We start from the raw sequence: 14,254 nt of genomic DNA on the forward strand, positions 1-14,254 counted from the left end.
TGTCATTAAAATAGCGCATTGTCCTTGTCCATCCTGCGTACGATCAGATTGGAAAGCAGCACGAGCAGGAAGCCGACGACCGCTTGGTAGAAGCCGGCCGAGGAAGCCATCCCGATGTCGCCCACCGTGCGGAGCATGCGGAACACGTACGTGTCGATGACGTCCGTCGTCTCGTAAAGCATGCCGGAATCGCGCGTTACGTTGTAGAACAGGCCGAAGTCGGCGTAGAAAATTCGGCCGATCTGCAGCAGCGTCATCATCGTCAGTACCGGCGCGAGCAGCGGCAGCTTGATCCGGCTGATCTGTTGAAACTTGCTCGCCCCGTCGATCCGGGCGGCCTCATAATACTCCGGGTTGATTCCGAGCATCGCCGCCAGATAGATGATCGAATTGTAGCCCGCCGACTTCCATACCGAGACGAGCAGCAAAATCGCCGGCCAATATTTGCTCTCCATATACCAATTCACAGGCGGCAGGCCGAGCGCGGCCAGCGCGTTGTTGACCAGTCCGTTCTCCATCCGCAAAAGCGCGAATACGATGTAACCGACGAGTACCCAGGACAGCAGATACGGAAAAAACAAAAACGACTGCAGCACGCGGTTAAGCCAGCGGTTCCGGATTTCGTTCATCAGCAGCGCCAGCGCCACGGCGGCGACCGTGCCAAACGCGATGAACAGCGCGTTCAAAAACAATGTGTTGAACGTGATGCGCCAGGCGTCGCTCGAACTGAACAGATAGCGAAAATTGGCGAAGCCGACCCATTCGCTGCCCCAGATGCCGTCGCTGACGCGAAAGTTTTTAAAAGCGATCACGATGCCGAACATGGGCAGATAAGCGAACACGAGCAGCAGCAGCACACCCGGCAGCGTCATCGACAGCAACGGCGCGTCGCGGAGCAGACGCTTGACCCCGCGATACTTCCGCTCCGCACGCTGCAGCCCCCCGTCAGCCGGACCCGAGACTTGATTTGGATAAGCTGTGTTCATTGTTTCGGAATTCACTCCTCGCTTCTATTCGCAGTCCCCACAACATATCACCTCGCACCGGCAGGCTCTACAGTAAAAACGAAAGCTTTTCGGCAAAAAATGAAGATGACCGCACAAGCCTGCCTGCGATTGACGGGACGACAATAGAGCCTCGTTGACACGCCGGGCATCGCAAAAAAAATAAATCGAAAAGAAGCATCCGCGCTGTTCGCGTGCGGATGCTTCTTTTTTTGATTCAAAACGCCAAGATGCTAAAGTGTTTTTTTTATTTCTATCACAGTTCTGCTTGTGGTTCTGACCAACTATCCGTCCCGTATGTTACGAGCTGTTGCAATCTTCTTCAATTAATCAGAAGGATATTGTACAGGTTGTTTATTAATGACTTGCCAACTAATAATCGTTGTGCTGTCCTTAACATGGTCATTCAAAAGATCTCTCAAGATTAAGTCAATGTTCTCTTCCATTTTCATTCCGTTAAAAAATCTGTTGTAGAGATTCCGATGATTTTCATAATATCCATCCTCATATTCAAAAACACCATCCGTAATGAGTACGATTAAGTTAGTATCTTTCCTTAGTTGTCTCCTGCCTGAAACGTAGCAAGGCACGGAGAGTTCAAAAGTATTCACTTCTCCGATCCATTCATAAAACTGCCTTTGATTAAGACCAAATTGACTGAACTTGGCAAGTTCTGGATGAAACAAAAATGCCATGCAATCTCCTATTGATAGCCACCATATATATGATCCAAACTGAAAGCAAATTAAACATGAAGTTTCACCTGTGACAGCTTTACATTTTGCTTTAAAACTTTCTTCAGATAATAATCGGAGAATATACGGCTCAAGATCTCTAAATGCACGATTGGAAGTACATATCTCGCTAAGTACAGCTCTATTATTCTTAAAAAGTTCAAGGATAATTCTGGAACTCTCAGTACTATTGTGGGCATCCAGTATAACAGCAAGAGTCCATTCTTGATCTTCACCCTTTAATATAAATAGTGCATCTTCATTTTTAGTTGCTCCATTTTCTGTGCTACCACCAAAACGCCCTACATGAATGTTGCCAATTTTATTTACCGATATTTCATCTAAGAATGGTTCTCTATCTCCTATCCATTCATAATGCATTGAATCACTCACTCCCCAAAACTTATTACAACGTCGCCTAACGTTACCGTATTGATGACGTCGAGAGGCTTATTTTCAATGAGTGCGACCGCATTCAATTGTTTTACCTCTGTGTTTTCGAATAGATATTGCACTATCCCTTGCACAGCTTGGGTTGTGTAACCTTTACTTAGTCAATTCTTTGGCCTTCATTGACTCGATCTATAAAATTGATTGTTTTCAGAGATTCTTTCAAGTCCCGATATATTTGTATTCATATAAAGCCAATCCTGTATATAGCACATCGATTTGAAAATGATATTGTTCTAAAAAACTATAGGGAATACCAAAGGTAACACTATCTTCTCCATGTCCATAAGAATATGATTCAACCTCAATTTTTTGTCCTTCGTGCTCAAAAGAAAACGACACCGGGATTTCTACCCAGTTTAAGTTATAAAGCATTCCTGTATTTTCAAAAGTCATTGGTGTAATAAACTTGCCTTTAAGCTTTTTGGTATTCTGTTCAAATCTAAGCATCATTACTACGTCATCATCACCCTGAAACACATTACGATATGTTTTATCGATAATGATCGTTGTATCTCCTACAACTTTTAAAACTTGATTGATTTCTATACTGTTTTCTTTATCATCCGGTATCCACTCTTTCTTAAAATGAAAAATGACGGACTCCGAACTGCTTACCAATGCTTTTTCCCAGTCGTTCCACAGCGCTATTGATTCAATAGCTGCTGGCTCTGTTTTATACTGTTCATATCTTTTTTTTCTTAGCTACTTTCCCCGAGTAATCAATAGAATAATAGATAAGGAACACTATTGTAATAAGAAGTGAGCATATAAGTAATTTTCTAATTCCCAAATTGCGCCTCCAATGATGAATATTACTTAATAATTCTTTTGATTTTGTTTTAGCCTTTCTAAACGATGATCTTCAATGATTTCAATATTCCTTCGATTTTGAACATAGTCTATAATTTGATTTTTTTATATTCGGAATTAAAATTAAACTATTAAGTTCTTGGATCGGAATCCACTTTACTGCAGTTTGATGAGGGTCTGGTTGGGAAGGTAGTTGAGGGACTGTATTGCCCGTTAGTTTGCATTCAAAAATAAGATTTAATCCGTGCTGTTCGTTATCTTTATAATCTCCTGATTGCTTATGGGGAGCCATTTCATATACTAATGCTATTGGGCCTACTTCAATTTCTGCACAGGTTTCTTCGAGAACTTCTCGTTTTACTCCGTCCACTATTGTTTCACCTGGCTCTAAACCACCGCCGGGCAAATTATAATGGATACCTCTTTCATTATATTCAACTAGTAATATTGAATCATTTTCAATAATTAAACCTGTGCAACGTATTCGAACATGTGCCAAAACAGCACCATCCTTTAGAGTTTATGAATTTAAAACGTTTGACCCAATTTCTTATAACGTTTCCGTATTCACGACGCCGAGAGGCTTAAGGACCGCAGGTCCGGCTGCGCTTGCGCAATCAGCCTCGCAGGTGTGTCCGCCTAATTCCACTTTCTCGAAATCCATCTGGCGGACCTAGAGGCCGCAGGCCCCGCAGCGTGAATACATTGTTATAGGATGTATCGGCCTTCTCTGAAATGCTTACTAAATCCTTTTTTTCGTCAATTAAACAATACTGATTCCTTGATCCCTTCATGCTATAATATTAATTATGAAAGGTGGGTTTGTTTTGGATCAGATTTCAAAACAGATTCTTGAAGAAATTGTTAATCTTAAAGCTGAAATTCAACAAATTAGTCAAAATCAAGTTATCTTAATTCAAAATCAAAGCCAGACTGCCATTCAAGTTAATAGTATTTATCAAGCCATTGTGCGGTTTGAAGACGGACAACCTAAAGATATTTTCGATTTACTCGAAAAAATCAACAACGACTTCTTTGATAAAGAAGCTGAAATTGCTGCCCTTAACAAACGTGTATTTCGTTTAGAATCCGATTTCGAGAAATTTAATAGACAGTAATATCAAGTCACTATTGAGTGACTTTTATTTTTTCTGCCGATATTTTCTATAACGTTTCCGTATTCACGACGCCGAGAGGCTTAAGGACCGTAGGTCCGGCTGCGCGCCAGCGCATTTAGCCTCGCAAGTGTGTCCGCCTGATCCCGCTTCCCCGAAATCCATATGGCGGACCGAGGGCCGCTAGGCCCGAAGCGTGAATACATTGTTATACGAAGGGACCCTTGAAATAATTACAAATCTTATAACTTCAATAATTTAACTATTGCCTTAACATTTTGTTCTAAGTCATTAAAGAATTCCAAATCGAATTCAAATGTTCCTTTTAAGATTGTTTCAATCATTTTATTCTTGCAATATTTTGTTTGCTTTATTGAATAGTTCATTAAGAAAAGATCTACTCTTTCACTTTGAATTGATAATTCCAATTCTTCTGGGCTCATGGATTCTAAAGTTAATTTACCTTTTCTTGAACTATTCAATTCTTTTATGTCTCTTAGAAAATTATCGATTTTCTCCTTTTCTATCCAAATATATACCTCTCCAGAAAACATATAATCCTTAATATGAACACGAAAAGAAATTGAAGGATACCTTTCCTGCTCAATCTCTAGAAAAGTAAATAGCATTGATGATTTTCGATCAGTAGAGAACAAAATAAAATCATATTCTTCTAAAGGTTTGGAAATAATCATTCGCTTCGTCCTTTCGTATAACGTTTCCGTATTCACGACGCCGAGAGGCTTAAGGCTCTGAAGGAGCCGGCTGCGCGTCAGCAGTTAGCCTTGCAGGTGTGTCCGCCTGATTCCGCTTCCCCGAAATCCATCTGGCGGATCAAGGGGCCGTAGGACCCGCAGCGTGAATACATTGTTATATGTAGTACCGGCCTTCTTCGAGTTATCCTCATAAAAAATAAATAAAGACACCAAGGTTTCTATACCTGATGTCTGATTATCCAGTCTTCTATATCCTGTTCTTTGTATCTTCCTTCTGCCGTTCCCAGACCTAATTGAACTAATTCATCTTGGCTATAAGAGACCTTTAAACCGTTGATCCGTAATAACAACAGCATAACTGCAACTCCAATTCGCTAATTCCCATCAACAAAACAATGGTTTTTAATAAGTGAATAGGTAATAACCGATATCTTTCTTGTTAATCCCGGATAAAGCTCTTGTCCATCAAATGTTATTTCTGCTTTGCCAAGAGCACTTTCCAATACACTTCGTTCCCTTACTCCTGCCGACCCTCCAGTACTTTCGATAATCTTATGATGAAAATGAAGGAGTTGGTCAAAAGTGATGGTTATCATTTTGCCAACTCCCTAAGCGCTTCTATGTTTTCGTTAATAATATCATCCATGACGTTCTCGATTTTAGAATTATTTTTCGATTTTAGAAATTCCACGAAGTCAATGACTTCGATTTGTTTTTCTTGGGGTAGTGACAAAAAGTCTTGGATCAATTTTTCTTCAAGACTCATTTAATCGCCTCCGTTTCTTTACTTCTCAGTATACACCAAATATCAAAAGCACTTAACATCGTCATTGAATGACCTTAAAATAAGCTTTGCCGGTATTACATATAACGTTACCGTATTCACGACGCCGAGAGGCTTAAGGTCGCATAGCGACCGGGTCCGACAGAACTTAGCCTCGCAGGTGTGTCCGCCTGATTCCACTTCCTCGAAATTCACCTGGCGGACCGAGGGCCGAAGGCCCCGAAGCGTGATTACATTGTTATGCGAAGTTGATGACTTCGAAGCCTTACTTAAATCCCTGATCCTTTTCAGCTCTTTCAAATTCATAATCTATGGTTATACCTGAAATCGTCTTGTTATCTAATTCAAAAATTAACTTTTTTGTACCTTTTAAATATGTAAGTTTATTATCTGTTTTTTCACTGGGTTTACCATATACGTTGATTAAGTCCTCTGAACTGTCTCCCACTTTAACTCCTCTTGCAGTTGAAATTGTATATAATTGAAGACCCGCTATATAATCTCCTTCAAGTGGATTATGCCCATCACCCATGATTGTTATTTGAATTTCCGTATTTGTGCGACTAGGGTAATGTAAGTTCCATCTGGAGTATCCATTCTCGGGACCTTGACTAACCAAACCATAGTTATTTTCTACATCTTCATTGCTAATACCTAATAAGGAATCAATCTTTGGTAGAATAGTTTCGTTTATTTGTTTATTCATATACGAAATACTAAAGTCCTCTTCAGAAAGTGGTTGAGGATGGTTCTCTCTCTGACACGCGGTCAAAATAAATAAACAATAAAATATAAAGAACAAATATGATCTCATAAATCCTCCTTGTTTTCGCATAACGTTCCCGTATTCACGACGCCGAGAGGCTTAAGGACCGAAGGTCCGGCTGCGCGCCAGCGCAGTTAGCCTCGCAGGTGTGTCCGCCTCAATCCACATCCCCGAATTCCATCGGGCGGACCGAGAGGCGACGAAGTCGACCCGATGCGTGAATACATTGTTATATGATGCACCAGACTTCTATGAACTACTCACAAAATATCTTGTTTGAATAGATCCGTCTAAAATTACTCCAATACCTATGTATCTATTCTGATATTCTCGCTTCAAAAGCTCGCTTGGATTGATTTCTTTATAACTGTATATATTATCCGGCCAACTTTGGGTTTCAGAGATCAACCCTAAAACATCATTCTCTATTGCAACTGCACCAGCATATCCGTGAAAATGTTCAAGCATCTCAGAAAGGTAGTTAATATAATAATGATATTCATCCTTTTTTAATTCCTAACTGTCCCCATTCAGGAGCATCAAATTCACTCCCAAAGAAACAAAAATTCAATAAAATTGTATCTTTTGCTACTTTCGATATGTATATTACTGATTTTCTTTTGCATTGTATGTTAGCGAGGATATTAATACTAGTTGAATGAATCCGATTTGATGAGCTATCTTGTTCATCATACAAATATCCAATTTCAAATTGGTTTATCTTATCTTCTAAATTCTCCTCTAGGATTGATACACTTTTATGATTTGAAAGCCTTGTGATAATTTTATAGATCTTATCTTCTTGTATTAAAAGACTAATTTCTAGAAATGGTCCACCCTGTAACCACATGTTTTTATTCCTCCGCTCTTCGGGTGTTTCACATAACGCTTCCAGGCTTAGGACCGTAGGTCCTGCTGCGCGCCAGCGCAGTTAGCCTCGCAGGTGTGTTCTCCTGAATCCGCTCCCCCCGCAATCCCTCTGGCGGACCGAGGGGCCGCATGCTCCGAAGCGTGAATACATTGTTAGGTGAAGTTATCGTCTTCAAGAGTAGCCTTCAAAAGTTTTTATCGCTTCTACTGCTCTCTTCCTTACATATTCAACATAGTCTTCTGAAAATTTATATAATAGAGCTCTCACTTCAGGTTTGCGATCTTCAACTTTGATAAGATAATGAGCAAATTGCCATCTAGCATCATTATCAGAATATTTAAGAGCTTCTTCTGCCAAAAACAAATAGTTATTAGTTCGTTCACTCAACTTTTCAATTATTGTTTCACATTCATTGTCTCTAGCAATTATGTATAATAAGTTATTTATTGTTCTTTGATCCCATTGATCATAGCTCGTCGTTTCTAATAAAGTAATAACCAAAGTAGTTAGTAACGACCAATTGGGATAGCTCACTTCCCATTCATAGCTTTGTTTTTCATTTTTTGACCATTTCCAAAATTCATCTACTTGCTCATCAACTTTAGTAAAGATGCTCTTTGATTGGTCATTAATTATTTTATATAGATCTTTCAATGAGATCACCTCACAAATTGCCCTTCGATAACTTCACCTAACGTTACCGTATTCACGACGCCGAGAGGCAGCTTAAGGTCACGAAGTGGACGGCTGCGCGCCAGCGCAGTTAGCCTCGCAGGTGTGTCCGCCTGATTCCGCTCCCTCGAATTGGCGGACCGAAGGGCCGCAGGCCCCGAAGCGTGAATACATTGTTATAGGATGTATCGGCCTTCTCTGAAATGCTTACTAAATCCTTTTTTTTGTAAATTAAACAATACTGATTCCTTGATTCCTTCATGCTATAATATTAATTATGAAAGGTGGGTTTGTTTTGGATCAGATTTCAAAACAGATTCTTGAAGAAATTGTTAATCTTAAAGCTGAAATTCAACAAATTAGTCAAAATCAAGTTATCTTAAATCAAAATCAAAGCCAGACTGCCATTCAAGTTAATAGTATTTATCAAGCCATTGTGCGGCTTGAAGACGGACAACCTAAAGATATTTTCGCACTTCTCGAAAAAATCAACAACGACTTCTTTGACAAAGAAGCTGAAATTGCTGCCCTTAACAAACGTGTATTTCGTTTAGAATCCGATTTCGAGAAATTTAATAGACAGTAATATCAAGTCACTATTGAGTGACTTTTATTTTTTCTGCCGATATTTCCTATAACGTTACCGTATTCACGCGCCGAGAGGCTTAAGGTCACGCAGTACCGGCTGCGCGCCAGCGCAGTTAGCCTCGCAGGTGTGTCCGCCTGATTCCACTTCCTCGAAGTCCATCTTGCGGACCGAGGATCGGCGAAGACGATCCGAAGCGTGAATACATTGTTATACGATGTTAATGCCATCTTTGAAATACAATCAATAATTATCGGCTTGTGAATTCTTTAATTTTCTTAAGCCTGCTGAGTTCAATTCTTCCTGTGACAGCTTGTAGTAAGTCTTCCCCTTTCCAATAGTCATATTGCTTAATTTCGTGATATTCAAATATCCTTATCCAGCTCTGTTCTTTTGTTTTTAAGAACGTTCCGTTAGCAAGTTTATTATCTTCTTCTTCAGAAAGGGTAAGGTAGTCATTGTTTAACACGATATGCCATGCCATAAAATCAGAAATAAGAACTTCATCTTTATTAAGTTCAGCTTCAATCAATACGCCTTGTTGTCCCTTTCCTAACCTGCCACCAATCCTCAAATCAGGCCTCTTGGTCCAAAGCCAAATAGGAAATTCTCCTTTATAGTAAATAAGCCGCTTCTTCATTTCATTCATCATCCATCTATAGCTGACTAACCAATCCTTATCAATATATTTTGGATTCCCAACAAGATAGCCCGATGTTACAGCTTGATCCCAAGCTTCTAGCGATTGAATAGTCCAGAATTTCATCTTTCACCTAGCTTTGCATTAATATCGTATAACGTTCCCGTATTCACGACGCCGAGAGGCTTAAGGTCGCGTAGCGACCGGGTCCGACAGGACTTAGCCTCGCAGGTGTGTCCGCCTGATTCCGCTTCCCCGAATTCCATCTGGCGGACCGAGGGGCCGCAGGCCCCGAAGCGTGAATACATTGTTATACGACGGATCCCTGGGCTACTTACATTCATTTTGACTGCATTTCATGTTTGTATAGTACGGCCTAAATCCAGCCTTTTCCCAAAATTGTTTTCCTCTTGGGTTTGATTCTAAGACATCTATTATCATGCTTTTAACTTCTGTAAAACGCTCTTGTTTTAAAAGAGCTATTCCCTTAAGGCCATAACCTCTATTTCGTTCTTCTCTCTTTATAAAGTATTGTCTTATGTAGACTTCCTTTTTTGTGTCATCAAATGAATTCATTTGAAATTTATATACTGCATATCCTACGATCTTTTCCTGGAAGACTAACAAATCGGCATCCCATCCATGACTTAGCCAATTCAACATTCTATCTTGCAATTGAGTAATATTCATGGGGTTTGTACTGCCTTCATCTTCAATAAGTTGAAAGTTCATTTTAGCAATAATTTCAACATCATTTGTTGTAGCTGATTTTAATGCTAATACCATACAAACCAGTCCTTCTCATGAATGGGTTTAAACAAAGACTTCGATCTGTCGTATAACGTCCCCGTATTCACGACGCCGAGAGGCTTAAGGTCACGAAGTGACCGGCTGCGCGCCAGCGCAGTTAGCCTCGCAGGTGTGTCCGCCTGAATCCGCTTCCTCGAAATCCACTTGGCGGACCGAGGGGCCGCAGGCCCCGAAGCGTGAATACATTGTTATAAGATGTTGGCGCCTTCCCGAGACACTATCAAAAAACTCCGCTTTCGCGGAGTTAACTAGTGACTGACTTCGTTTAATTCAACTTTTTCAATTCGTTCCATTGTATTTTTTTCCAGTATGGTTCTGATACATAATAAATAAAGTGGATCGGTAAACAACCATGAATTTCCTTTAGGAGTTTTTTTTAATTGGAGCGTCATCATATTCGGAAATTGCTTTCAGTGTTTGGCCTACACTTAATTTGACCCCTTGTGTCGAATTCGGAAAGTGGTTTCTTAGTAGGTTTTCTACATCCGTTGTAGTAAATGTACTTGTTTCAATCTGTCCTAGTGAAAAAAGAACTTGATTTCGTCTTCCGACGGCAGAAATTTTGCAAAGACTCGAGTGGGGTAGGAAAAGGAGGGGAATTTTACAAAAGAAAGAGGCTCCTGTAACGTAGAGTTTACGACAACACCTACGGTAAGGAGACCTCTTGAATACAATCGTAAGCAATGAAAGGGTTGTTCGTCAAGTTTTAGGGGTGTTGGGACAGCACAATACCGCTTTAAAGAGCGATGCCTATGCGAAAAAGCTCTTTGCTTGGAACACAACGCTTCTCTATCTGGAAGGGATCCTGCAGAAGCGAAATGCCGTGGGTGAGATTGCGCAACACTTATCCAGTACACCCTGGATGCAGAAATGGACGAACCTTTCGTCAATCGACGGTTCAGCGCTCAACCGCAGATTACGTCAGCTGTCAACCGATGTGCTGAAACAGACGTATACGGACTTGGTGGCGCGGTATGCTCGAACATTCGGACTCCCACGTCCGCTGAAGCATTTTGGTCCGCTGGCTGCCGTAGATGCGACTGTCCTCACGTTGGGAAAAGTCCGCGGCGAGTGGGCTTACCAGCAAAAGGGCCACAACGCCGTTAAAATGCACGTCAGCTTGGACCTGACCGGCGAAAAAAGCGCAGTACCCAGCCGCGTGGTGCTATCGACAGCTTGTGTGGCCGACCTGGACCGGGAAGTGACCGGAGCCCTAGTGACGCGCAGTGAAGCCACGCACCTACTGGACCGCGGCTATATCGACTACGGACAGTTCCTGCGTTGGAACCGGGAGAAGATTCGCTTTGTGGCACGGCTGAAGGCCAATAGTAAAGTGAAAGTCATCCTTCAAAAAGAGGATGTCGGCCCTTCCATCGAACAGGATGCACAGGTCGAGCTGACCGATTCGAAAACAGGTGAAACGGGAATTTTTCGGCTGGTGACTTATTCGTTCACGGATCAAAAAAGGCAAGTTGCACCGTGTACGGGCGCTCACCAATCGCTTCGACGTTTCGGCTGAGGATATCGCGCAGATGTATCGTTACCGGTGGAAGGTGGAACTTTTCTTTAAGTTTATGAAGCAACAGCTACGCCTGAAGAAACTGTACAGCACCAAAGAACAAGCCGTATGGAACCAAATCTACTTGAATCTCATCGCCTATTTGCTGGTGGAGCTATGGCGGCAAGGGCATGCACCGACGATGGATCGCGGCGAGTTCATCACCCTGCTCAGGGCGTATCTGAGAAAGCCGATGGAGGCCTTGCTCGCGGTGCTCCACCGCCCAAAGGAACGAACAAGCCGGGGACGGCGCAAAAAAGGGAGGACGGCCGCGGATTCGCCCCAAGCGCTTGAAGCCGCAGCGCATCCTGTACAAGTAAGCGAACTACAACTAAATGAGGCATGACCAAATCTAAATTAAAAGTGGTGTTGTCGTAGCTTAGATGAGGCGGGGCTTTTTTTGCGCCTATTCGCATCTGCCACCCTCAAAATCGCCTTCATGGCGGCGACCATCTAACACCTTTCGCTTCTCAAGCGTGCCCTCAACTCTCCGGGGAGGAAGATGCGCTAGTAGATTGGCTACGAGCAGTACTTGTTTGCAAAATTTCTGTTCCGACGGTTGTTTCTTTTGAATTCATAATGTTATCAATCACAACATAGTTTTTTGATAATGATTTTGCCACCCATTTTTGATCTGCTAAGTTTAAATATTGATCTTTAGCGCTCCAATTATTTTCCTCACAAAAATAACATACTTCTAAACAATATTCATGTAATCGTTGGGGAATGCCGTTAGTTACCCAAGCAATATGGTCTTCATACTTTTTATATAGAGAGCTGGATTCGAAGTTAATCATCAATTCTTCAATAAATCCACTCTTTATAAAAGAAGTTACTTGATCTGCATTCAACCTAGTAACTTCGGAAATTTCCGACAATCGATTAGATATCGTAGTTAAATTTTTAGTTTTTGAGAAGTATTCAATAATCCCCGATGGAACACCTACTATAACAAACTTCACGTTATATTGCGCATATCTCCTATCGTCTAGTAAGACAATAAGATTGCCCAATTCATCCATTAATTTCTCACTATGAAAAATTGTTTCTAAGTTGTCAAATACTAATACCGAAACTTGTTTTTTTGGATTTCTTATATAGATGTTTGAAAAGCAATTCAACAGGGTCTTGCTCACTTACACTGAATTCACCTACAAACTCTAGCTGCCCTTTTGCTATGCCTGCGGAAAGTTCACCTGCTTTTTTCTCACTATACCCAGTTTTTCTTGTGGGTTGTAAACTTGAGTGGACCATCTTTATTTCTTCTGTGATACTCCCATATCTTGCGGCGTTTGCTAAGTTAATAACCTCGTAATTTATATTCATATCAGATAACACTTTCTTATACAACCACGATTTCCCGCATCCACTTTCCCCATGGATTATTACATGCTTTGTCCCTAGAAGTTCCCTTTTCAAATCTTTTTCTAGTCTAGGACGAGAGATATACATATCACTATTCACTTCAGGTTTTCTCGGAGTAAAAACCTCATGTGGTAGTTTTCTTTTATTAAATAAACCCATACCTTCACCCCAAGTTATCTTTCAAATATTTCCTTTAAACCCATCGTACTAAATAAATTTACTCTTATCAATGATTTGCGCCAATTTCTTATAACGTTTCTGTATTCACGACGCCGAGAGGCTTAAGGTCGCGTAGCGACCGAGTCCGTCAGGACTTAGCCTCGCAGGTGTGTCCGGCTGTAATCCACTTCTTCGAAATACATCTGACGGACCGAGGGCCGCTAGGCCCGAACCGTGAATACATTGTTAGCTGGAGTAACCGGCCTCTCGAAATAATTACAATATCTTCTCAATTAGTTTCATTTCGTCTTTTAAATTTGATTGTATTATTTCATTCCATTCATTCGAATTAATAATCTTTGTGGGAAAGCCACTATTATTTAATAAATAGTATTTCAGTTGAAGGTAGCTGCTCAGAGGAAAATCTTGTGCATACCACTGTGTTGTCCAATTTGAAATAAACTCTGAGCCAGCAATTCATATCTGGCAAATTGAAAAAATAAACGAAGTCGAAATTGAAATAAGAATAACTTGTTTTATAGATGGAATCACTTCTATTTGAAGGTAAATTAGAATTTAAGGAACGCTGTAATTTAAATGAATTCATTACATTAATAGTACAATCAATGGAAGATCTACTGAGGAAGCATGGATTACTTGGATATAGAAAATTTTTCACTTCATCAGATGGAACCAGTTCAGACATTAAGGATTCGATTGACTTAGCTAGGCCTATTAATGGTTCAGTAAGATAACTTGAGTCAATATAGATTTCTGATTTTCCAATTTGAAGATAGATATCGGCCCATCCAATACTCCGAAGACAATATGTAAAAATCAATTTTGTCTCACCTCTTGCTTTATTAATGCACTCGGTTATTTCAGCTAACGTTTCCGTATTCACGACGCCGAGAGGCTTAAGGACCGAAGGTCCGGCTGCGCGCCAGCGCAGTTAGCCTCGCAGGTGTGTCCGCCTGATTCCGCTTCCTCGAAATCCATCTGGCGGACCGAGGAGCCGCAGGCTCCGAAGCGTGAATACATTGTTATACGTAGTTACTGCCTTCTTTGAGAAACTTACGAGAAAAAAATGATTATGAATAATATTGTAATTGTAGTCGAAATCATCAGAATTATAGGGCTTAAGAAAAACAATAGAATACTGAATTTTCTTTTTGGTCTAAGTATTAATGAATTCACTACAAACCAAGTAA

General features: G+C 40.9%; 18 protein-coding genes. 4 read left to right on the plus strand and 14 right to left on the minus strand.

Annotated features, from left to right (window positions below):
- Positions 1–5 precede the first annotated feature (5 nt).
- From OMP40_RS00495 to OMP40_RS00510, 4 genes are all read right to left on the minus strand, one after another.
- Positions 6–872: an ABC transporter permease gene (locus OMP40_RS00495; RefSeq protein ID WP_277529166.1), complete on the minus strand. Its 867-nt coding sequence runs from the start codon at positions 870–872 to the stop codon at positions 6–8.
- 458 nt (positions 873–1,330) lie between these two features.
- The gene (locus tag OMP40_RS00500) at positions 1,331–2,119 is read right to left on the minus strand and encodes a protein phosphatase 2C domain-containing protein (RefSeq protein WP_277528260.1); all 789 of its coding nucleotides are present in this window, start codon (positions 2,117–2,119) and stop codon (positions 1,331–1,333) included.
- A gap of 231 nt (positions 2,120–2,350) precedes the next feature.
- Entirely contained in the window at positions 2,351–2,809 is a 459-nt protein-coding gene (locus OMP40_RS00505; protein WP_277528261.1) for a hypothetical protein, read from the minus strand.
- A 253-nt stretch (positions 2,810–3,062) separates the two neighbouring features.
- Positions 3,063–3,500, minus strand: a complete 438-nt coding sequence (locus OMP40_RS00510; RefSeq protein WP_277528262.1) for an NUDIX domain-containing protein — start codon at positions 3,498–3,500, stop codon at positions 3,063–3,065.
- A 328-nt stretch (positions 3,501–3,828) separates the two neighbouring features.
- Between OMP40_RS00510 and OMP40_RS00515 the strand changes: the two genes are divergently transcribed.
- A complete protein-coding gene (locus tag OMP40_RS00515) occupies positions 3,829–4,119 on the plus strand; it encodes a hypothetical protein (protein ID WP_277528263.1) in 291 nt (96 codons plus the stop codon).
- Between the two features lie 239 nt (positions 4,120–4,358).
- On the opposite strand, the gene OMP40_RS00520 is transcribed toward OMP40_RS00515, so the two are convergent.
- The 6 genes from OMP40_RS00520 to OMP40_RS00545 all read right to left on the minus strand — a co-directional run bounded on the left by OMP40_RS00520 (position 4,359) and on the right by OMP40_RS00545 (position 7,907).
- Positions 4,359–4,811, minus strand: coding sequence for a hypothetical protein (locus OMP40_RS00520; RefSeq protein WP_277528265.1), 453 nt, complete (start codon positions 4,809–4,811; stop codon positions 4,359–4,361).
- Between the two features lie 395 nt (positions 4,812–5,206).
- Entirely contained in the window at positions 5,207–5,428 is a 222-nt protein-coding gene (locus tag OMP40_RS00525) for a type II toxin-antitoxin system death-on-curing family toxin (protein WP_277528267.1), read from the minus strand.
- Entirely contained in the window at positions 5,425–5,598 is a 174-nt protein-coding gene (locus tag OMP40_RS00530; RefSeq protein ID WP_277528271.1) for a hypothetical protein, read from the minus strand. Before OMP40_RS00530 ends, OMP40_RS00525 begins: the two co-directional genes overlap by 4 nt.
- 283 nt (positions 5,599–5,881) lie before the next feature.
- A complete protein-coding gene (locus OMP40_RS00535; RefSeq protein WP_277528273.1) occupies positions 5,882–6,322 on the minus strand; it encodes a hypothetical protein in 441 nt (146 codons plus the stop codon).
- 559 nt (positions 6,323–6,881) lie between these two features.
- On the minus strand, positions 6,882–7,232 hold the full coding sequence (locus OMP40_RS00540; protein WP_277528275.1) for a hypothetical protein: 351 nt from the start codon (positions 7,230–7,232) through the stop codon (positions 6,882–6,884).
- Positions 7,233–7,424: 192 nt separating this feature from the next.
- Complete coding sequence (locus OMP40_RS00545; protein ID WP_277528277.1) at positions 7,425–7,907, minus strand: hypothetical protein; 483 nt, start codon at positions 7,905–7,907, stop codon at positions 7,425–7,427.
- Positions 7,908–8,220: 313 nt separating this feature from the next.
- Here OMP40_RS00545 and OMP40_RS00550 point away from each other — a divergent pair, with 313 nt between their 5' ends.
- The gene (locus tag OMP40_RS00550; RefSeq protein ID WP_277528279.1) at positions 8,221–8,511 is read left to right on the plus strand and encodes a hypothetical protein; all 291 of its coding nucleotides are present in this window, start codon (positions 8,221–8,223) and stop codon (positions 8,509–8,511) included.
- 250 nt (positions 8,512–8,761) lie between these two features.
- On the opposite strand, the gene OMP40_RS00555 is transcribed toward OMP40_RS00550, so the two are convergent.
- Positions 8,762–9,277 (minus strand): DUF3841 domain-containing protein, encoded by a 516-nt coding sequence (locus OMP40_RS00555; protein ID WP_277528281.1) that lies wholly within the window; start codon positions 9,275–9,277, stop codon positions 8,762–8,764.
- Between the two features lie 204 nt (positions 9,278–9,481).
- Positions 9,482–9,937: a GNAT family N-acetyltransferase gene (locus OMP40_RS00560; protein ID WP_277528283.1), complete on the minus strand. Its 456-nt coding sequence runs from the start codon at positions 9,935–9,937 to the stop codon at positions 9,482–9,484.
- A 688-nt stretch (positions 9,938–10,625) separates the two neighbouring features.
- Here OMP40_RS00560 and OMP40_RS00565 point away from each other — a divergent pair.
- Entirely contained in the window at positions 10,626–11,480 is an 855-nt protein-coding gene (locus tag OMP40_RS00565) for a transposase (protein WP_277528285.1), read from the plus strand.
- Positions 11,434–11,865, plus strand: a complete 432-nt coding sequence (locus OMP40_RS00570) for a transposase (protein WP_277528286.1) — start codon at positions 11,434–11,436, stop codon at positions 11,863–11,865. Before OMP40_RS00565 ends, OMP40_RS00570 begins: the two co-directional genes overlap by 47 nt.
- 136 nt (positions 11,866–12,001) lie before the next feature.
- On the opposite strand, the gene OMP40_RS00575 is transcribed toward OMP40_RS00570, so the two are convergent.
- Together OMP40_RS00575 and OMP40_RS00580 are read right to left on the minus strand one after the other, a co-directional pair.
- The gene (locus OMP40_RS00575; protein ID WP_277528289.1) at positions 12,002–12,655 is read right to left on the minus strand and encodes a hypothetical protein; all 654 of its coding nucleotides are present in this window, start codon (positions 12,653–12,655) and stop codon (positions 12,002–12,004) included.
- A complete protein-coding gene (locus tag OMP40_RS00580; RefSeq protein ID WP_277528291.1) occupies positions 12,576–13,043 on the minus strand; it encodes an AAA family ATPase in 468 nt (155 codons plus the stop codon). The genes OMP40_RS00575 and OMP40_RS00580 overlap by 80 nt, the downstream gene beginning before the upstream one ends.
- Between the last annotated feature and the right edge of the window lie 1,211 nt (positions 13,044–14,254).

Origin of the sequence: Cohnella rhizosphaerae (genome assembly GCF_029525575.1) — a bacterium.
GTDB lineage: Bacteria > Bacillota > Bacilli > Paenibacillales > Paenibacillaceae > Cohnella > Cohnella rhizosphaerae.